Annotated in this window: 16 protein-coding genes and 1 riboswitch; of the genes, 13 read left to right on the top strand and 3 right to left on the bottom strand. The window is 57.9% G+C overall.

Going from position 1 to position 17,559, the window contains the following annotated elements; translation table 11 throughout:
• The first annotated feature begins 22 nt into the window (after nucleotides 1-22).
• The 10 genes from L1F30_RS05615 (at nucleotide 23) to L1F30_RS05570 (ending at nucleotide 12,171) form a co-directional block, all read left to right on the top strand.
• Nucleotides 23-2,131 (top strand): TonB-dependent receptor, encoded by a 2,109-nt coding sequence (locus L1F30_RS05615; RefSeq protein ID WP_253360458.1) that lies wholly within the window; start codon nucleotides 23-25, stop codon nucleotides 2,129-2,131.
• 91 nt (nucleotides 2,132-2,222) lie between these two features.
• Nucleotides 2,223-3,746: a PepSY-associated TM helix domain-containing protein gene (locus L1F30_RS05610; RefSeq protein WP_253360456.1), complete on the top strand. Its 1,524-nt coding sequence runs from the start codon at nucleotides 2,223-2,225 to the stop codon at nucleotides 3,744-3,746.
• 756 nt (nucleotides 3,747-4,502) lie between these two features.
• Nucleotides 4,503-4,985 (top strand): Lrp/AsnC family transcriptional regulator, encoded by a 483-nt coding sequence (locus tag L1F30_RS05605; protein WP_253360455.1) that lies wholly within the window; start codon nucleotides 4,503-4,505, stop codon nucleotides 4,983-4,985.
• A 75-nt stretch (nucleotides 4,986-5,060) separates the two neighbouring features.
• Nucleotides 5,061-5,963, top strand: a complete 903-nt coding sequence (locus L1F30_RS05600) for a hypothetical protein (protein ID WP_253360453.1) — start codon at nucleotides 5,061-5,063, stop codon at nucleotides 5,961-5,963.
• Nucleotides 5,964-6,015: 52 nt separating this feature from the next.
• Nucleotides 6,016-6,124: riboswitch (TPP riboswitch) on the top strand.
• 84 nt (nucleotides 6,125-6,208) lie between these two features.
• Entirely contained in the window at nucleotides 6,209-8,062 is a 1,854-nt protein-coding gene (gene thiC, locus L1F30_RS05595; protein ID WP_253360451.1) for a phosphomethylpyrimidine synthase ThiC, read from the top strand.
• Nucleotides 8,063-8,064: 2 nt separating this feature from the next.
• Nucleotides 8,065-9,159, top strand: coding sequence for an FAD-dependent oxidoreductase (locus L1F30_RS05590; protein ID WP_253360449.1), 1,095 nt, complete (start codon nucleotides 8,065-8,067; stop codon nucleotides 9,157-9,159).
• Nucleotides 9,140-9,343, top strand: coding sequence for a sulfur carrier protein ThiS (gene thiS, locus L1F30_RS05585; protein ID WP_253360447.1), 204 nt, complete (start codon nucleotides 9,140-9,142; stop codon nucleotides 9,341-9,343). The genes L1F30_RS05590 and thiS overlap by 20 nt, the downstream gene beginning before the upstream one ends.
• Before the next feature lies 1 nt (nucleotide 9,344).
• Entirely contained in the window at nucleotides 9,345-10,136 is a 792-nt protein-coding gene (locus L1F30_RS05580) for a thiazole synthase (protein ID WP_253360445.1), read from the top strand.
• Nucleotides 10,133-11,632, top strand: coding sequence for a bifunctional hydroxymethylpyrimidine kinase/phosphomethylpyrimidine kinase (locus L1F30_RS05575; protein WP_253360442.1), 1,500 nt, complete (start codon nucleotides 10,133-10,135; stop codon nucleotides 11,630-11,632). Before L1F30_RS05580 ends, L1F30_RS05575 begins: the two co-directional genes overlap by 4 nt.
• An 83-nt stretch (nucleotides 11,633-11,715) precedes the next feature.
• Nucleotides 11,716-12,171 carry an Lrp/AsnC family transcriptional regulator gene (locus L1F30_RS05570; protein ID WP_253360440.1) on the top strand — a complete coding sequence of 152 codons (456 nt, stop codon included), beginning with the start codon at nucleotides 11,716-11,718 and terminating at the stop codon, nucleotides 12,169-12,171.
• On the opposite strand, the gene L1F30_RS05565 is transcribed toward L1F30_RS05570, so the two are convergent.
• Genes L1F30_RS05565 through L1F30_RS05555 form a run of 3 tightly spaced genes read right to left on the bottom strand, consistent with a single transcriptional unit; the run spans nucleotide 12,168 to nucleotide 14,732 of the window.
• Nucleotides 12,168-12,878 carry a 2OG-Fe(II) oxygenase gene (locus L1F30_RS05565; RefSeq protein ID WP_253360439.1) on the bottom strand — a complete coding sequence of 237 codons (711 nt, stop codon included), beginning with the start codon at nucleotides 12,876-12,878 and terminating at the stop codon, nucleotides 12,168-12,170. The two genes, L1F30_RS05570 and L1F30_RS05565, sit on opposite strands and share 4 nt — an antisense overlap.
• Nucleotides 12,879-12,915: 37 nt before the next feature.
• Nucleotides 12,916-13,635 (bottom strand): DnaA regulatory inactivator Hda, encoded by a 720-nt coding sequence (hda, locus tag L1F30_RS05560; protein ID WP_253360437.1) that lies wholly within the window; start codon nucleotides 13,633-13,635, stop codon nucleotides 12,916-12,918.
• Between the two features lie 11 nt (nucleotides 13,636-13,646).
• Nucleotides 13,647-14,732, bottom strand: a complete 1,086-nt coding sequence (locus L1F30_RS05555) for a DUF2066 domain-containing protein (RefSeq protein WP_253360435.1) — start codon at nucleotides 14,730-14,732, stop codon at nucleotides 13,647-13,649.
• 213 nt (nucleotides 14,733-14,945) lie between these two features.
• Between L1F30_RS05555 and purM the strand changes: the two genes are divergently transcribed.
• The 3 genes from purM to L1F30_RS05540 are packed head-to-tail and all read left to right on the top strand — an operon-like array spanning nucleotide 14,946 to nucleotide 17,508.
• A complete protein-coding gene (purM, locus tag L1F30_RS05550) occupies nucleotides 14,946-15,995 on the top strand; it encodes a phosphoribosylformylglycinamidine cyclo-ligase (protein WP_253360433.1) in 1,050 nt (349 codons plus the stop codon).
• Nucleotides 15,995-16,654, top strand: a complete 660-nt coding sequence (purN, locus tag L1F30_RS05545) for a phosphoribosylglycinamide formyltransferase (RefSeq protein ID WP_253360431.1) — start codon at nucleotides 15,995-15,997, stop codon at nucleotides 16,652-16,654. The genes purM and purN overlap by 1 nt, the downstream gene beginning before the upstream one ends.
• A gap of 11 nt (nucleotides 16,655-16,665) precedes the next feature.
• Nucleotides 16,666-17,508, top strand: a complete 843-nt coding sequence (locus tag L1F30_RS05540; protein ID WP_253360429.1) for a DUF3108 domain-containing protein — start codon at nucleotides 16,666-16,668, stop codon at nucleotides 17,506-17,508.
• Nucleotides 17,509-17,559 lie beyond the last annotated feature (51 nt).

Raw genomic sequence — 17,559 nt, 5'->3', positions numbered from 1 at the left:
AGTCACACACCAAGGATTGAACATGCACATCCGGCCACTGCTCGCTGTAAGCCTTTGCAGTACCCTTGGCGCAAGCCTGCCGCTCACACTCGCCGCCAGCCCATCGGTGCTGGAAACCATAACCGTTACCGCCACCCAAGAGGCTGCGCGGCTGGCAGATACCGCAGCCTCAGTGGGCGTGCTTTCCGCTGAAACGCTAGCGGAGCTCAACGGAGTACACGCCGCAGACAGCTTAAACCGCATTGCCGGCGTAAACCTGGCCCAGCTTGGCAGCACCGGCAGTGGTGTGGCCGCAGCCATTCGCCAACCTATGTCTTATGGTCCTGTGTATTTGTATCTGGAGAACAATGTACCCACCCGCTCGGCGGCATTTTTTAATCATAACGCGCTCTACGAAGTGAATACCGCCCAAGCCGATGGCGTGGAAATTATCAAAGGCCCGGGCTCTGCACTCTACGGCAGTGAAGCCATTGGCGGTGTGGTTAATTTGTTGAATGGCCAGCCTGCGGATGCGTCCTTCACCCGCGCCAACCTTGAAGCGGGCGAATTCGGTTTTAAGCGCCTACAAATCAAGGCCGCACAAGTGGATGAAAATGATGCCGTTGGCGGCACTGTGGAATGGCTTTCAAGCGACGGCTGGCGCGACCACACAGCCTATGAAAAAGTCACCGGGGTTTTGAGCTGGGCCACAGAGGTGGGTGAGTTCGAGGTGAACTCGGTGCTGAGCGCGAGCCACATTGATAACGAAAGCGGCGGCAGCGGCCTGCGCGAATCAGACTACCTTAACGAGCCTGAGAAAGCGGGCAACCTTATCGGCTATCGCGACGTGAGCGCCGTGCGCTTAACCAGTGAGTGGCGCACAAGCCTTGGCGCGGGTGAGCTTACCCTGACGCCGTTCGCGCGCCACAACCGGCTGGAATACTTGGCCACATGGGCACTCAACACCGGGCGAGAAACCTGTAAACCCTGGCTCAACCCGGCCTGCCAATTAGACTCCCAAGACGCCCACATTAATGCCAACGGCCACGACTCATTGGGCGTTAATGCAAAATACAAACAAGACACAGAGGCAGCTTTTTGGATTGCCGGTATAGACACAGACCGCTCGCGCGGCGACACCCTGCAAACCTACATAGTGCGCACAGATACAGACCCGGGCGACTACTGGTTAAGCTATCAAGAGCAACAGGCGCTATATGATTACCGCGTAGATTTTTTATCGCTCTCACCCTACCTGCACACAGAGGCCGAACTGTGGGAAGGCCTGCGGCTTTCAGCAGGCCTGCGCTACGACTGGGTAAGCTACAACTATCACACCCGGCTTGCCCCTGAAAGCGCCCTTGAATCTATTCACAAACGCCCGGCCGATACCGAGATCACCCAGTCGCATTTAAGCCCCAAGCTTGGCGCCACCTGGGATATTTCACCTAACCTCAACGCCTACGCCGCCTACCGCCACGCGTTTCGCATTGCCACAGAGTCGCAATTATTTCGCGCAGGCCGCACCGTTAATTCAACGGAGCTTGAGCCAGTAAAAGCCGACAGCGTGGAGATTGGTATCCGGGGGCTCATGGGCGATTGGCTCAACACCGAGCTCAGCATTTACCACATGACACTGCATGATGAGATTATCAGCACTACCGATGCCACCGGCGCACGCCGAAATACCAATGCCGGAACTACCCGCCACCGGGGCCTGGAGTTGGCCTTGGCCGCAGACCTCACCGAGCAGCTGCAGGCCGGTTTTGCCGGCACTTGGGCGCGCCACGAGTATGTTGACTGGCAAGAGGCCAACAACAACTACAGCGGCAAGCAACAGGTCATGGCCCCGGAAGTGTTTACCACACTGTGGCTGAGCTATCGTCCGGGTTGGCTAAAAGGCGGGCGCTTAGAAGCCGAATGGCGCCACCAAAGCGAATCGTTCATAGACGAGGCCAACACCCAAACCTACCCCGGCCACGACCTTGTGAATTTGCGGGCAAGTTACAACATCAGCCAGCCACTTACCGTTTATGCAAATCTGCTCAATGCAACCGATGAGCGCTATGCGGAAACCACCAGCAAATGGGGGCCAAGCTATTCACCCGGGCGCCCACGCACACTGATTGCAGGGCTTAATTACCGCTTTTGATACGGCCTCAGCCAGCTGTATTTACGCCGCCTCCCGGCGGCTTTTTTGACTTAGTTTGTACAACACCACCGAGCACGGCGATATACAACCCATGAAAGCATTTACCCAATGGTGCCTGCGCCATCATCAACGCCTAGGGCTTTGGGCCTGGCTGTTCATTGCCTGTTGGGCACTCAGCGGCCTTGCCCACCCTATTTTGAGCCGGATTAATCCAACGGCACAGGCTACCGGCACACTCCTACAGCCCCAAGCCGAACATCACATTGAACCTCAGGCCATAGCATCTGCACTGGGCCCATTTACGCACTTGCGGGTATTTAATCATCAACAGCGGCTCCTTTTGCAGCTGGATCACACCCGTTTTGCCGATGCCGCAACGCTCGCCCCACTTGCCAATTTCGAACAAAACTACGCCGTTGATTTAGCGCGGCATTTCGCCGGTGAGCCCGAGGCAACAGTGGCCGCCATTACAAAAATTTCGGCCTTTGATGACGACTATCTGACCATCAACCGGTTGTTGCCTGTGTGGCGGGTAGAATTTGCCCGCGACGATAACCTGCGCGTGTATGTAGATACCCAGCAAGGCCAACTGGCAACACTGGTAGATGACACCAAAGCCGCAACCGGCCACTGGTTTCGCACCCTTCATAGCTGGCACTTTTGGCCACATGAACCCAGCAGGGTTTGGCTAATGAGTGCAGCGCTCTTGCTGATCACTGCGCTTGGCTTGATGGGATTTTGGTTGTACTTACGCTGGTGGCGCCAGGGCGTTTTTAACCATCAACACCGCTGGGCGCGCAGCAGGCGCTGGCACGCCCACCTGAGCGGTGTGCTTGCTCTCGCGCTTACCTGCTTTTGCACAAGCGGGCTGTTTCACCTGTGGGCAAGTAACCCCCATCCAGCGCTGGGCCAGGCGCTTGAAAATGATGCACCCCCTTTCGGCATCACCCTACCGGGCGGCTGGCTGGAAGCCCAATGGATTGCGAGCGGGCAGCAACAGCATTGGCGAGTGGTGAGTGCGCCCGAGCAGGGCCTAGATCCCCACACATCGGCACACAAGCAAACGCTGGAGAGCCCTCAAAAAAGCGGCCACCAACACCACAACCCGAAAGCCCGGCCGGTAATGCCGGTTATTCAATATGTTGGCGCCGAGCGTATGGCCTCAGCGCCAGATTCAAACTTTACAGACACAGCACAGGCGCTCGCCCGGGCCCAGAGCCGCCATTGGCGCGGTGAATTAGCGGTAAAAAGTACAGAGTACATGGCACACTTTAATCGCCACTACGGCTTCATTAACAAACGTTTGCCCGTGGTGGCCGTGCGTACCCAAGATGACCGGGGCGCGCAAGGGCCTACCTATTTTATTCAACCCCACACCGGCACCTTGGCCGCCGTATCAAACACCACAAGCGCGCTGGAAGGCGCAAGCTTTGGCTATTTGCACAAATGGCACCACCTGGATTTCCTGGGCCGCAATCTTCGCGATTTGCTACTGGCGCTCACTGTGCTAGGCATCTTTAGCGCCGCCTGCCTGGGCCTGTGGCGCTGGCGGCAGAAACCCCGGGCGCAAGCCGCCAACCCAACCAGAGCAAAAGCCTCTGTTGTCTGCGAGTAGTGGGTGATAGTTGCTCATGGGGAAGTTTCTAGTGACTAGTTTCTAGTGACTAGCCCCCCACTAAAAGCCACCCAAATTACCGGCACGGCTTGTGGCCCTGGCCACACCCATCAGCTACTTGATACCGGCGTACCAAATTCGATGAACATTCAGCAGCAGCGCAAGGCGGCCAAACACTTTGTGAGCTGCGGTTGTATAGAGAAAAACCTGCCCCTGCAGCCTGCGTTTGCGCCACGCTTTTGCACAGCCATCGGGCGGATTTCAATGGCCATTGGCAGCGGAGCCCGGGCACTAAATCTCCGAACATAGGGCCGGCTGCTGTCGTCTCCTTCATTTTCAGCGCGAAAGTGCACCAAAACAGGCCCACCCGATACCACGCTTTTACTTAGCATCATTGAGTAAAAAACCTGATAAAACCTTATGATATTGCGCGATATACCCCTGAACTGGTCGACAAAATCGCTCATCTCAGCGCAAACCAGGCCCGCACCGGAAGCTGACCAATAATTCATTTATTGCACCACTGAGGCGCTTTTCAACATTTTGTACTAAATTCTTTGGCAGAACGCTTTATTTAGTTCTCAAAAAGCCCTAAAGTTGCCCCAAATTTGGCACCCGAGGATCGATGCAAGCGGGCCCACCAAGGCCATGTCTACCCCGTGCAGGCGAACACCCCGCCACACGGCACGTGAACATACGTAAGCACGATCAACAACCAGGGGCTTTCCCATAACATTAACGATCAAAAGTCGCACTATGGCCAACTACATTCCCGATGCAACAGACCGCAAAATCCTGGACATTCTTCAGGGCAACGCCACCATTCCGAACATCGAACTAGCAGACAAGGTGTGCCTGTCGCCCTCGCCCTGTTCACGTCGGGTAAAAAACCTGCGCGATGAAGGTTTTATTCGCCAGGCGGTTACGCTGCTTGAGCCCTCCAAAGTAGGCCTGCCGGTAAGCGTATTTATTCAGGTCACCTTGAATCATCAGGTAAAAAGCGAGCTGGAAACCTTCGAAAACACCGTTAACGAATGGCAGGAAGTAATGGAGTGCTATTTGATGACAGGCGACTTCGACTACCTGATTCGCGTGGTGGTACCTGACCTGCAAACCTACCAACGTTTTCTTGACGACAAGCTCACTCAAATGCCCGGCATAGACCACATCAAATCGAGCTTCTCCATAAAACAGGTTCGCTACAAAACCGAGCTGCCGCTGGAGTTTATGCCCCGCTAAGCTTTACACTTATCGGTTGCAGGTGCGCACTGGGCGCACCGCAACTGATCAGCGCGCCGCACAAAGGATTTACGGATGCCGCCCTGCACTCACTCTTACAAACCCCGCTACCGCACTTTCTTTGTACAACCGCTATTTTTCGTAATCCTACTGCTCAGCGCTGCCACGGCACAGCTTGCTAGTGCCGAACAAATTTTATCCTGTAAAGATGCCAAGGGCAGGCCAATATTTACCGACGATCCGCGCCGGTGCGGCGAGGCTAAAATTGAAACCCGTGAAGTGCGCATCCTAAATAGCCACTCGCAATTTGGCCGGCAGCAATCCAGGGAATACCACAACTACGCCAATCGCGCGCACCTGCCTTTAACAGGTTACGCCATAAATATTATTGTTGAGCGCGAACTGGCTGAAACCGACCCGGAACTTGCCCGCAACAGCGCGCGCAAACTTGAAACCGCTGTGCTGGCAGCCCTTGCGCGATTCCCCAACGCACAAAAGGCGAAATTTTCCGGCATTCGCTATTATATTTTTTCCGGCTCAGATTCCTCCTACGGCGGTAAAGATTCCGGCCTTTGGTATTTCGCCAAGGGCAATCGCATTTCACCGCGCTTTGACGACAGCATTATTATCAATTCCGCCCGTAATTTTATGCGCATGAGTGATGAACTGGCCCTTGCCATCAGCATTCACGAACTGGCGCACGGCTTTTATCACTACCACAAAAAACGCCTCTACCCCTTGGCGCTCAAGGTCTATGAAAATGCAAAAAAATCGGGCCTTTACACCAATCGCAAAACGGCCTGGAACAAAGTCATCGAGAAAGCTTACGCACTGGAAAATCACCGCGAATACTTTGCCGAGCTGAGCGCCATGTACTTTTCCCGCCATTATTACGAACCCTTCGAGCGCAATGGCTTGCTGGCCTATGATCCACAAGGCTACAAATTAATTGACCAAGCCTGGCTTGGCATACCCTAACGGCATACGCAAAGCCCCTTGCGCGCGCGCTACTTAGCTATTACTCTTGGCGCCACACTTGTCGGGGTGCCCTGCAACATCAAGGGCTGAGACCATAGCAATAGGAACCCGCTGCACCTGATCAGGCTAATACCTGCGTAGGAATCAAGTGATGAACAACCCTCTCCCGGTTGTTTGTTGTGGTTGATTGCAGCCCCGAAAGTGAGCCCCTGCCGTGCGCAGAAACTTCACTGAGGGATACTGCAATGCCGAACGATACACACGCCCAATCAAATCGCCACACCATTTCCACGGGCCCATTGCCCGGTTCAAAAAAACACTACCTGCAGGGTAGCCGCCCCGATTTAAACGTGCCTGTGCGCGAAATTTCGCTGGCCGATACCCGCTTAAAAGACGACGGCGTTGAAAAAAACCCTCCGGTACGCGTGTACGACACTTCCGGCCCCTATACCGATGAAAGCGCAACTATTAATGTCAATGCGGGCCTGGCAAAGCTGCGTAGCCATTGGATTAGCGAGCGCGCAGACACCCAACCGCTCAGCGAACCCAGCGCGCCCTACAGCCGCCAACGGGCACAGAACATCGCCTTTGAACAGTTTCGCTTTAATGGCAACCACGAACCCCGCATAGCCAAAGCCGGCCGCAACGTTACCCAAATGCACTATGCCCGCGCCGGTATCATCACCCCTGAAATGGAATACATTGCACTGCGCGAAAATATGGCGCGCGCGCAGCAAAGCAATACCCCTGTGTATGCAGAGCAACACCCGGGCGAAAGTTTAGGCGCCAACATCGGGCCTGAAATAACCCCCGAATTTGTGCGCCAGGAAGTGGCCGAAGGGCGCGCCATTATTCCGGCGAACATCAACCACCCCGAACTTGAACCGATGATTATCGGGCGCAATTTCCACATAAAAATCAACGCCAATATCGGCAATTCGGCGGTGACTTCATCCATTGAAGAAGAAGTGGAAAAACTCGTATGGGCCACCCGCTGGGGCGCCGACACGGTGATGGATTTATCCACCGGCCAGCACATTCACGAAACCCGCGAGTGGATTATTCGCAACTCGCCCGTACCCATTGGCACAGTGCCCATCTATCAGGCGTTGGAAAAGGTTGGCGGTATTGCAGAAGATCTCACCTGGGATATTTTTAAAGAAACCCTCATTGAGCAGGCCGAACAAGGGGTGAGCTACTTCACCATTCACGCAGGCGTGTTGTTGCGCTACATCCCCATGACTGCCAATCGCCTGACGGGCATAGTCTCGCGTGGCGGCTCGATCATGGCCAAGTGGTGCCTGGCCCACCACAAGGAAAATTTTTTATACACCCACTTTGAAGACATCTGCGAAATCATGAAGCGCTACGATGTGTCGTTTTCTTTGGGCGACGGCCTACGCCCGGGCTGCCTGCAAGACGCCAATGACGAAGCGCAATTTTCAGAACTGCGCACACTGGGCGAGCTCACAGAAATCGCCTGGCGCCACGATGTGCAAACCATGATTGAAGGCCCGGGCCATGTGCCCATGCACATGGTGCAGGCAAACATGACCGAGCAACTCAAGCACTGCAAAGGCGCACCCTTTTACACACTCGGCCCGCTCATTACCGACATAAGCCCGGGCTACGATCATTTTTCATCGGGCATAGGTGCGGCCATGATTGGCTGGATGGGTTGCGCCATGTTGTGTTACGTCACCCCCAAAGAGCACCTGGGCCTGCCCAACCGCGACGATGTAAAGCAAGGCATTATTGCCTACAAGATTGCCGCCCACGCAGGCGACTTGGCCAAGGGCATGCCCGGCGCCCAGGTGCGCGACAACGCCCTGTCGAAGGCGCGCTTTGAATTTCGCTGGGAAGATCAGTTCAACCTGAGCCTAGACCCAGACACAGCGCGCGCCTATCACGATGAAACCCTGCCCAAAGAAGGCCACAAGCTCGCCCACTTTTGCTCTATGTGCGGGCCCAAGTTCTGCTCCATGAAAATTACCCAGGATGTGCGCGACTACGCCGAAGCCCAAGCGGCGCAATCGGGCATGGCGGAAAAATCGGCCGAGTTTCGAGACACCGGCAGCGCCCTCTACCAGGAGGCGTAGGCATGGCCTTGCGCGTTGCCGTTGCCGGCGCCGGCCTCTTGGGGCGCCTGTGTGCGTGGCGCCTGGCTCTGGCCGGGCACCGGGTGCAATTGTTTGAAGCAGGCAGCCTCAGCCCAAGCCCGGCCGCCGCCACTACCGCCGCCGGTATGATCTCGCCACTGGCGGAGCTGGCCGATAGCGAGCCGCTCATCCATGCGCTCGGCACCCACAGCCTTGGGCTCTGGCCCGGGTGGCTTGCAGCGCTCAGCCAACCCGTAAGCTTTGCCCAACAGGGTTCACTGGTGGTGGCACACCGGCAAGATCAAACACTGTTGGCGGAGTTTCACCGAAAACTCAAGCACCGGCTGCAACAGGCCGCCGAGCACTCTCGCCCGATCGCAGTGCCCGAGAACCTAAACGCAGAAGCCTTGCACGCACTGGAACCGGCACTTGGGCATTTCAACAAGGGCCTGCTACTGCCCGGTGAGGCGCACATTGATAACCAGGCGTTGATGGATCAGCTGCTTATTGAACTCAAGTATTTGCAGGTGCCGGTGTTGAGCGGCCAGGCGGTAGAACCCGAGCCCTATAAGCTTGGGGATAACCGGGCAGACTGGGTGCTCGACTGCCGGGGCGTAGGCGCCAAAGGTGCGCTGCATGGCCTGCGCGGTCAGCGCGGCGAACTGCTCGAAATCGCCTGCCCGGAGGTACAAATTACCCGCCCGGTTCGCTGCCTGCACCCGCGCTACAAGCTCTATCTGGTGCCCAAACCCGGCCAGCGGTATGTGCTGGGCGCCACTGAAATCGAATCGGAAGATCGCTCGCCCATCAGCCTGCGCTCGCATTGGGAGCTTAGCAGCGCGCTCTACGCTCTAAACCCCGCCTTTGCCGAGGCGCGCATTCTCGCCAGCCGCGTCAACCTGCGCCCGGCGTTTATGGATCACCGGCCCCGGCTCGACATTCACCCGGGTTTGGTGCGCTTGAACGGGCTCTACCGGCACGGGTTTTTACTGGCACCGGCCATGGTTGAGGCGCTGCTGTTTCACCTAGACATTCACCCCCACGCGCTAACCCCCGCGCAACAGGAGATCAGCCACCATGCTGACTGTCACCATTAACAATGAGCCATTAGAGCTTGCTGATGCCTCGGTACTGGCCGAGGCCCTGGCCCTTTGGCCTGCGCTGCCAGAGCAATACGCGGTGGCGGTAAACGGCCAGTTTGTGCCGCGCCATCTGTACGCTGAACACCGCTTAAAAACTGGCGATCGGCTGGATGTGGTAGTACCGGTAAGTGGAGGCTGAAATGGATTCATTCACACTTTATGGCGAGCCATTTAACGCGCGCCTGTTGCTTGGCAGCGCCCTTTACCCCTCACCGCAAATCATGCTCGACAGCCTGCAAGCAGCCGGCACCGAATGGGTAACCCTGAGCTTGCGCCGGCAAAACCCGCAAGCCAATACACCTAACGACTTCTGGAACCTGCTGCGCACCAGCGGGTGTAAACTCTTGCCCAACACCGCCGGTTGCACCTCAGCCACCGAGGCCGTGAATTTGGCAGAAATGTCGCGCGAGCTGTTTCAAACCCCCTGGATCAAACTCGAGGTCATTGGTGACGACTACAACCTCCAGCCCTGCCCCTTTGGCCTGGTAGAGGCCGCCGCCACACTCATTGAACGCGGCTTCAAAGTACTGCCCTACACCACCGATGATCTGGTGCTGGCAAAGCGCCTGCTGGATGTGGGCTGTGAAGTGCTCATGCCCTGGGGCGCCCCCATTGGCACGGGCCTGGGCCTGATGAACCCCTACAACCTGCGCACCCTGCGCGATCGCCTGCCCGACACCCCGCTTATTATCGATGCGGGCCTGGGTGCGCCCTCCCACGCAGCCCAAGCCATGGAAATGGGGTTTGACGCCGTATTGCTGAATTCCGCCGTGGCCCGCGCCTGCGACCCGGTAGCCATGGCCCGCGCCTTCGCGCAGGCAGTCAGCGCCGGGCGCACTGCGTTTCTGGCGGGCGTTATGGCGCCCGCGCAAACGGCCAGCCCCTCCACACCCACCCTCGGCCAGCCGTTTCTGGAACAGGCGGCACCATGAATCATCACAGGCAAACCCGCACCGGGCCCAGGCCCGTGGTATGCGCCATTGGCGGCATAGACCCAAGTGGCCATGCGGGGCTCTTGGCCGACCTGCGCACGCTGGCCGATCTCGGCTGCCATGGCAGCGCCATTCCCACGAGCATCACCCTACAAAATGGCCACAGCTGCCACAGCGCCGAGCCACTGGCCCAGCCGGGCATTTCCGAGCTGTGGCGCACCCTCGCGGCAGACACCCCCGCGCGGGCAGTGAAGGTGGGGCTGATCTGCAACAGCGCACAATTTGAAGCCATAAGTGCCTGCCAGCGCGCCAATGCGCACCTGCCCTGGGTGCAAGACCCGGTCAGCAGCGCGAGCCAAAACCTGCGCGTACTTGCCCGCACACGCTTGTTGCCCGGTGCGGTGTTTACCCCCAACCTGCCGGAGCTTGCGGCCTGGGCGGGGCTGGATGAACAGGCACTGGCCTGCCCCAAAACGCTTACCGCTAGCGCCAACAAAGCACTGGCGGCCGGCGCGCAGGCAGTGTGGGTTAAGGGCGGGCACGGGGCACAGGCAAACTGGGTAGATAGTTATTTTTGCAGTAGCAACCAGCAATTCTGGCTTAGAAGCCCGCGCCTGAATGCCCCCCATAGCCGCGGCACCGGTTGCGTGCTGGCCAGCAGCCTGGCGGCATTTTTGGCCCACGGCAAAGCCCTGGCCGATGCGGTGGTGTTGGCACATGCCTACGTGTACAGGGGCCTGCGGCTGGGGCAACCGGTGGGCACTGCACCCGGGCCCGTGGCCCAAACCGGCGAGCCGCAAGCACTTGAGGATTTCCCCCTGTGCCTCACCCAGGCCCAATATGAAACACTGCACGCCGGCGTCGGCACCCCGCCCTTTGCACCCTGCCCGGAGCCCGGCCTGTATGTGTTGGTTGACAGCCTCCCATGGCTTCGGCGACTACTAAAATCCGGTGTGCGCACCCTGCAGCTGCGCATCAAAAACCTGCAGGCCTCAGAGCGGCTGCAGGTTATCAAACAGGCCATCGCGCTGGGGCGTGCGCACAAGGCCCAGGTGTATATCAACGACTACTGGGAGGACGCGCTGGCATTGGGCGCCTACGGTGTGCACCTAGGGCAGGAAGATCTGGCCGATACCGACCTGCCGGCACTTGCCCGCGCGGGCCTCAGGCTGGGCATCAGCTGCCACAGCGAGTACGAATGGTGCCGGGCACTGGCCTGCCAGCCCAGCTACCTGGCGCTTGGCGCGGCCTTTACCAGCCACACCAAGGCCGTGCCTGTGCTTGAACCCCGGGATTTACAGCACTGGCACCGCCTATTGCGCCCGCGCTTGCCAGTGGTGGTGATTGGCGGCATCAATGCCCACACCTTGCCGCGGCTTTTGCCCATGGGCGTGCAGAGCGTGGCGGTGATCAACGCGGTAACCCGGGCCGAAAATCCCGAGGCTGCCGTGCGCGGGCTGCAATCTGCCTTGGCCATGGCTCCGCCGCCCGAATAACCTCTTGCCCGTTTACGGGGGCGTGTTAACATCTGTGGTTAGGATAGCCATCACCTAAAAAACCGCGGATTAGGACAACCCCCATGCTCGACGAGTTTGATCGTAAAATACTCCGGACCCTTCAAGAAAACGCCGATTACTCCATGGCCGAGCTGGGTGATCGAGTGGGTTTGTCGCACACACCTTGCTGGCGCCGCATTAAAAAGCTGGAGGCCGATGGCATTATCAAGCAAAAGGTCACCCTGCTAGACCCGAAACAACTGGGCCTGGGGGTCACCGTGTATGCCTACATCACCATCAAAAGCCACGATGAAGATTCGCTCAATGCCTTTGAACAAGGCGTGCAGGATGTGCCGGAAATTGTGGAATGCTACTCCACCAGTGGTGAAAAAGATTACGTATTGCGCGTGGTGGTAGACAGCGTAGAACACTACGAGCAACTGCTGAAAAAAACCATTGTGCACCTGCCCAATGTGGCCTCGGTAAACTCCACGTTTGCCTTGAAGCAAGTGAAGTACACCACCTCACTGCCGCTTTAACCGGGCGCGCGCCCATACAATTGCGCGGCGTTCTGGTAGAGCACCCAACTGGTAAGAATGTATTTATCGCCCGATTGTGGCACGCAACCCCGGTGGGTGTGGGTGAAATCTGTAGGGAACAACACCAAACTGCCCGCCTGTGGCGCAAGCTTTGTGCGCTGATATAAAAACTCCGTCTCGCCGCCTTCGGCCACTGTATTGAGGTAATACATAAACACCAGCACCCGATGCAGGCTTTCCTGGCGCGGGTCTGTGGGGTGTGGGTAAAACTCCGAATGCCAGTGGTGATAACCGCCGCGCCCGGCGGTGTATTTTTGCAAATTCACATTGCCCAGCCGAAACACCGCGCGTATCACATGCAGCAATGTGTCGTCGTCAAATTCGTGCAGGTTATCCACCTGCAAGGCCGTGGGCTCGCCAGTTTTCGGGTGCGGCAGAGAGGGCGATATTGCGCCGCACACAAGGCTTGGAAACTGGCGCACATAACGCAGTAAACCGCGCGCGGTGGCACCGGCAATCTGGGCCAGTTCCGGCTGCCAATCGGGGGCGTTGTTTAACACTAAATCTAGGCTGTCTTTTTTTTGCACATCCACACCCTGGCCGGTTTGGCCAGGGGTTGCCAAGCCGCCCGCTTCAAACTTGGCAATCATCTGCCGGCAGTCTGCCTCGCTCAGGCTATTGGGGTAGGTTTGAATAAATTCGGTCATGGCCTTGGGCTCGTTATTGTTGTGGTGCGTAATTGGGCTATTGGCCGAGCACCTGCTTCACAAACGGAATGGTGAGCTTGCGCTTTTCCTGCAGGCTTGCGCGGTCTAGCTGTTCAAGCAGCCCAAACAGCCGGTTCATGTCGCGCGGCATTCGCTGAATAATAAAGTTGGCCACCTCATCGGGCAATTGCAGGCCCCGGGCCTCGGCCCGGCGGGTGAGTGCCAACGCCTTTTCGGCATCGGTAAGCGGGTGCAGCTGGCAACTCAAGCCCCACTGCAAACGCGATTGCAAATCGGGCAGGGCAATGCGCAGGTGCGCCGGGTTTTCTTCGCTGGTAATCAACAGCGCAACGCCGGCATCACGCAGGCGGTTAAACAAGTGAAACAGGCCAAGCTCCCAGGCATCGATGCCGGCAACTGTGTCTACATCGTCCAGGCACACCAGGTCCATTTGCTCAAGGCCTGCCAATACCCCATGCACGGCCTCTGGCTCAAAGGCGTAGTCGCGCACCGAGCGCAGGGGTAAATACTGTACCTGCCAGCCCTGATTGGTGGCCTCAACACACAGCGCCTGTGCCAAGTGGCTGCGCCCTGGCCCGCCCCAAAGGGTCACAAACTGCTCGCCGTCGGGGCGCAACATATCGCGCACAGCGCGCACGGCAAAGGCGTTGGGCGAGGCCTCGGCTAAATAGAAGTTATCAAACCGGGCATCATCATTAAGGCTGATGCCCAGCGGCAGTTGCTGCAATAAGGCCATGGTGTACCGGGTTACTCACCCGCCCATTCGAACATCAAGGGATTGGTGGGCGAGCCATCGGCGGGCACCAGTGTGGGCAGTGGCGAGAGCTTGCGATCCAGCTGGAAGGCGCGCTGCAGATGTGCAAGGTCGGCCTCGGGGTAGAGGTTCAGCCACAGGCTATCGCCTTCTACCTGTACCAATTGCACATCGCGCAGGGCTTCGTGCTGCTCAAGATAGCTTAGGATTTTGCGGTAGCGATCAAACGCCTTTACACCCTGCACCTGCATAACCAGCTGCAAGCCGTCGTCCTGACCGGGCTGGATGGCATAGCGGGCCGCCAGGGTATTGGCAATTTTATCTACCATAGGTGCTGCCAGTGCCTGCAGGCTATCGCCTTTGGCATCGAGCAAATCTGAATCATCGCCATCTATCCACTCCCATACACCGCGCAGTTCACCGCTACTGGTGCGGCTATACCTGCCCACCACTATCACATCGGGCTGATAACGCGCCGAGGCCGTGCGTAGCGCGTCTTGATCAAAAGACCACAACTGCTCGGCGCTAATGGCCATCTGATCTTCCAGATCCCAAATAGGGAACATCAAGGGCAAACCGCGCGTTAACGCCTGCTCGCGCAGCGCCTGCTGGGTATCGGCATCGCGCAACAGGGTGCGCCCGCCCTGCCATTGATCTTCCACCAGCCACACCAGCAGGCCCGGGCGGTTGTAGGGCCAAATAGGTAGCTTGAGTTTACGCAACAACTTGTTGATGGCCACTTCCGAAAAACTGAAATTGAGCGCGGTGGCCGGCACCTGGGTGCCATCTTCCTGGGTAAGGGTGGCCTCTGTGCGGGCGTAGCCAAACTGCAACACGTAGTTTTGCGCGCGCTTCATGTAGGGTTGCAGCTCTGCATTTTCTGCAATCTTGGGATCACCGGTTACCCGCACCAGCAAGCGAGCCAGCGCCTCGGTGGCGGCGCGCTCGCGCTCGGCGGCGGCTTGGCTGGTTACCAGCGTCTGCACCTTGTATAAATCAACCAGTTGTTCTGCCACTGCCGGGGATGCCAGCCAACATGCGCTGATCAGCAGGATTACGGCGTTCAACAGTGATCTCATCTATATCTCCGAGCGGGGGTGAAAGCGCGCCATTGTAGCAGCCCACAGGCCCCTGCACAGGGTGCTTGGGGGCTAAATTAATACAGCGCGAGCCATGTCACAGGGCATTTGCCGCCAATCGGTGCCACAAGCGCCACTCCCTAGTGCCTCGCGCGCCCACAGCTGCTAGAATGCACGCCTTTTTTCCAACCCCCGATTTGCGGATAGTCCCCCATGAGCAGCGATAAACCCCAATCCCTTAGCTACAAAGATGCCGGTGTCGATATTGACGCGGGCGATGCCCTGGTTGAACGCATTAAAAGCGTTGCCGTGCGCACCCGCCGCCCGGAAGTTTTGGCAGGCCTTGGTGGCTTTGGCGCCCTGTGTGAAATCCCCGAGGGCTACAAGCAGCCGGTGCTGGTGAGCGGCACTGATGGCGTGGGCACCAAGCTACGCCTGGCCATGGATCTGGGCAACCACGACACCATCGGCGTAGACCTGGTAGCCATGTGCGTGAATGATCTCGTTGTGGCCGGTGCCGAGCCGCTGTTCTTCCTGGATTACTACGCCACCGGCAAGCTGAATGTGGATATTGCCGAGAAAGTGGTCATTGGCATTGGCGAAGGCTGTGATCTGGCCGGCTGCTCACTGGTGGGTGGTGAAACCGCCGAGATGCCCGGCATGTACGAAGGCGAAGATTACGACCTGGCCGGTTTTTGCGTGGGCGTGGTGGAAAAATCCGAAATTATCGATGGCAGCAAAGTGGCCGCTGGCGACCTGCTATTGGCACTGCCCTCCTCCGGCCCCCACTCGAACGGCTACTCGTTAATTCGCAAAATTATCGAAGTGAGCCAGGCAGACCTCAGCGAAGAGCTTGACGGCACAACCATTGGCGAGCTGCTCATGGCCCCCACGCGCATTTACGTAAAAGCGCTCTTGAGCCTGATTAAGGGCTCACAAGTGAACGCCATGGCGCACATCACCGGTGGCGGCATTACCGAAAACATCCCCCGTGTTCTGCCGGCCAACACCAAGGCTGTGATTGATCTCGACAGCTATGAAATGCCCGCGGTCTTCAAGTGGCTGCAAGCCAAGGGCAACGTTGAAGCCCGCGAAATGTTCCGCACCTTTAACTGCGGCGTGGGCATGGTGATCGCGGTGCCACCTGCGTGCAAAGATGAAGCCTTAACCCTGTTGCGCAACGCCGGCGAAGCACCTTTTGTGATCGGCAGCATTGCCGAGGCAGGCGCAGATGAAGCCCAGGTAGAACTCAAAGGCCTGTAATGTCTGATTCTCTGCCCCGCGTTGTGGTGCTGCTGTCTGGCAGCGGCACCAACCTGCAAGCCCTGATTGATGCCGAGGCCCGTCAAGCACTGGGCGCTAACATCGTGGCGGTTATCAGCAATCGCCCCGAGGTCAAGGGCCTTGAACGGGCGCAAGCGGCGGGCATTAACGCGCACACGCTCGATCACAAAGGCTTCGACAGCCGTGAAGCCTTCGATGCAGCCCTCATGCAGCTGATTGATCGCTACCAGCCAGACCTCGTTGTATTGGCGGGCTTCATGCGCATTCTTACGCCGGCGTTTACCGAGCACTACCTCGGAAAAATGTTGAACATTCACCCGTCTTTGCTGCCCAAATACCAAGGTCTGCACACGCATCAGCGCGCGCTGGATGCCGGCGACGACTGCCACGGGGTCACCGTGCATTTTGTCACGGCAGAGTTAGACGGCGGGCCCGCAGCCATACAGGCGGTAGTGCCCATCGAGCCCGACGATACCGCCGAAACATTGGCCAAGCGGGTGCAGGTGCAGGAACATGTTATTTACCCAATGGCGGTCAACTGGTTTGCACAGGGCAAGCTTTGCTATCGCGATGGCAAGGCCTGGCTCGACAATGCCCCCCTGGGTGCAGAGGGCTACCGGATCGACAGCCGGCACTGACAGGTTTGCTCATGGATTGGTCTGCAAAGCGTGGCCTTGGCGCGCTGCTTCTCTCACTGCCACTTTCGTTGCCACTCGCTCTGGGAGGCTTATCGGCGCTGGCAGATACGCCCTCACCCGCAACGCCACAGGCCACAAGCGCGCAGGAAACCCCTGCCGCCAGTGACAGCGCGAATACAGACACACAACCCGCACGCCCGAACCTGCTGCCCAAGCCCTTTAAGGCCATTTATAAAACGCGCCTGTACGGCATCAAACTCACCGCCACACGCGAGCTGAAACAACAAGACGACGGCCGCTGGTTTTTGCGGTTTGATATCGACTCCTGGGTGGCCGGGCTCAAAGAGCGCAGCCTGTTCGAGTGGAACCCAGAAGGCCATGCCATCACCCACCACTACGAATATCACCGCACCGGCCTTGCGCCCGACCGGCACATGCAGGTGGTGTTCAACTGGGACACCCACAAGGTCACCAACAAGCTCAACAAGGAAGACGACTGGAGCATGAGCATTCCAGATGGTACCTTGGACAAGCTCAACGCCACCATGCAGATTCGCGCAGACCTCATAAACGGCCGCCGCAATCTGAAGTACAAGGTGGCCGATGGCGGCAAGTTAAAAACCTTTCGCTTTGCCATCGACCGCGAAGAGACCATCCAGACGCCCGTAGGTGAACTGGATACCGTAGTGATCAAAACCCTGCGCAAAAACAAAGAGCGCGAGACCTACACCTACTTTGCAAAAGACTGGGATTACGTACTGGTACGCATTTCCCAAAAAGAACCCAATGGCGACAGCGCCTCGGTGGATATCCAGGAAGGCTGGATAAACGGCGAGGCCATTACCGGTCGCTAATCTCATGGGCGCCGTGCGCGGCCCCAACATTCACCTGCTAAACAGGACTGC

Origin of the sequence: Simiduia sp. 21SJ11W-1, assembly GCF_024138675.1 — a bacterium.
GTDB lineage: Bacteria > Pseudomonadota > Gammaproteobacteria > Pseudomonadales > Cellvibrionaceae > Simiduia.
Note: the sequence above shows the minus strand (reverse complement) of the source record. Positions and strands in the feature narration are given on the sequence as shown.

What these genes read in the sequence shown, in the direction of transcription:
- L1F30_RS05615 (WP_253360458.1), top strand. Translation starts at nt 23, where the DNA reads ATGCACATCCGGCCACTGCTCGCTGTAAGCCTTTGCAGTACCCTTGGC.
- L1F30_RS05610 (WP_253360456.1), top strand. Translation starts at nt 2,223, where the DNA reads ATGAAAGCATTTACCCAATGGTGCCTGCGCCATCATCAACGCCTAGGG.
- L1F30_RS05605 (WP_253360455.1), top strand. Translation starts at nt 4,503, where the DNA reads ATGGCCAACTACATTCCCGATGCAACAGACCGCAAAATCCTGGACATT.
- L1F30_RS05600 (WP_253360453.1), top strand. Translation starts at nt 5,061, where the DNA reads ATGCCGCCCTGCACTCACTCTTACAAACCCCGCTACCGCACTTTCTTT.
- thiC (WP_253360451.1), top strand. Translation starts at nt 6,209, where the DNA reads ATGCCGAACGATACACACGCCCAATCAAATCGCCACACCATTTCCACG.
- L1F30_RS05590 (WP_253360449.1), top strand. Translation starts at nt 8,065, where the DNA reads ATGGCCTTGCGCGTTGCCGTTGCCGGCGCCGGCCTCTTGGGGCGCCTG.
- thiS (WP_253360447.1), top strand. Translation starts at nt 9,140, where the DNA reads ATGCTGACTGTCACCATTAACAATGAGCCATTAGAGCTTGCTGATGCC.
- L1F30_RS05580 (WP_253360445.1), top strand. Translation starts at nt 9,345, where the DNA reads ATGGATTCATTCACACTTTATGGCGAGCCATTTAACGCGCGCCTGTTG.
- L1F30_RS05575 (WP_253360442.1), top strand. Translation starts at nt 10,133, where the DNA reads ATGAATCATCACAGGCAAACCCGCACCGGGCCCAGGCCCGTGGTATGC.
- L1F30_RS05570 (WP_253360440.1), top strand. Translation starts at nt 11,716, where the DNA reads ATGCTCGACGAGTTTGATCGTAAAATACTCCGGACCCTTCAAGAAAAC.
- L1F30_RS05565 (WP_253360439.1), bottom strand. Translation starts at nt 12,878, where the DNA reads ATGACCGAATTTATTCAAACCTACCCCAATAGCCTGAGCGAGGCAGAC.
- hda (WP_253360437.1), bottom strand. Translation starts at nt 13,635, where the DNA reads ATGGCCTTATTGCAGCAACTGCCGCTGGGCATCAGCCTTAATGATGAT.
- L1F30_RS05555 (WP_253360435.1), bottom strand. Translation starts at nt 14,732, where the DNA reads ATGAGATCACTGTTGAACGCCGTAATCCTGCTGATCAGCGCATGTTGG.
- purM (WP_253360433.1), top strand. Translation starts at nt 14,946, where the DNA reads ATGAGCAGCGATAAACCCCAATCCCTTAGCTACAAAGATGCCGGTGTC.
- purN (WP_253360431.1), top strand. Translation starts at nt 15,995, where the DNA reads ATGTCTGATTCTCTGCCCCGCGTTGTGGTGCTGCTGTCTGGCAGCGGC.
- L1F30_RS05540 (WP_253360429.1), top strand. Translation starts at nt 16,666, where the DNA reads ATGGATTGGTCTGCAAAGCGTGGCCTTGGCGCGCTGCTTCTCTCACTG.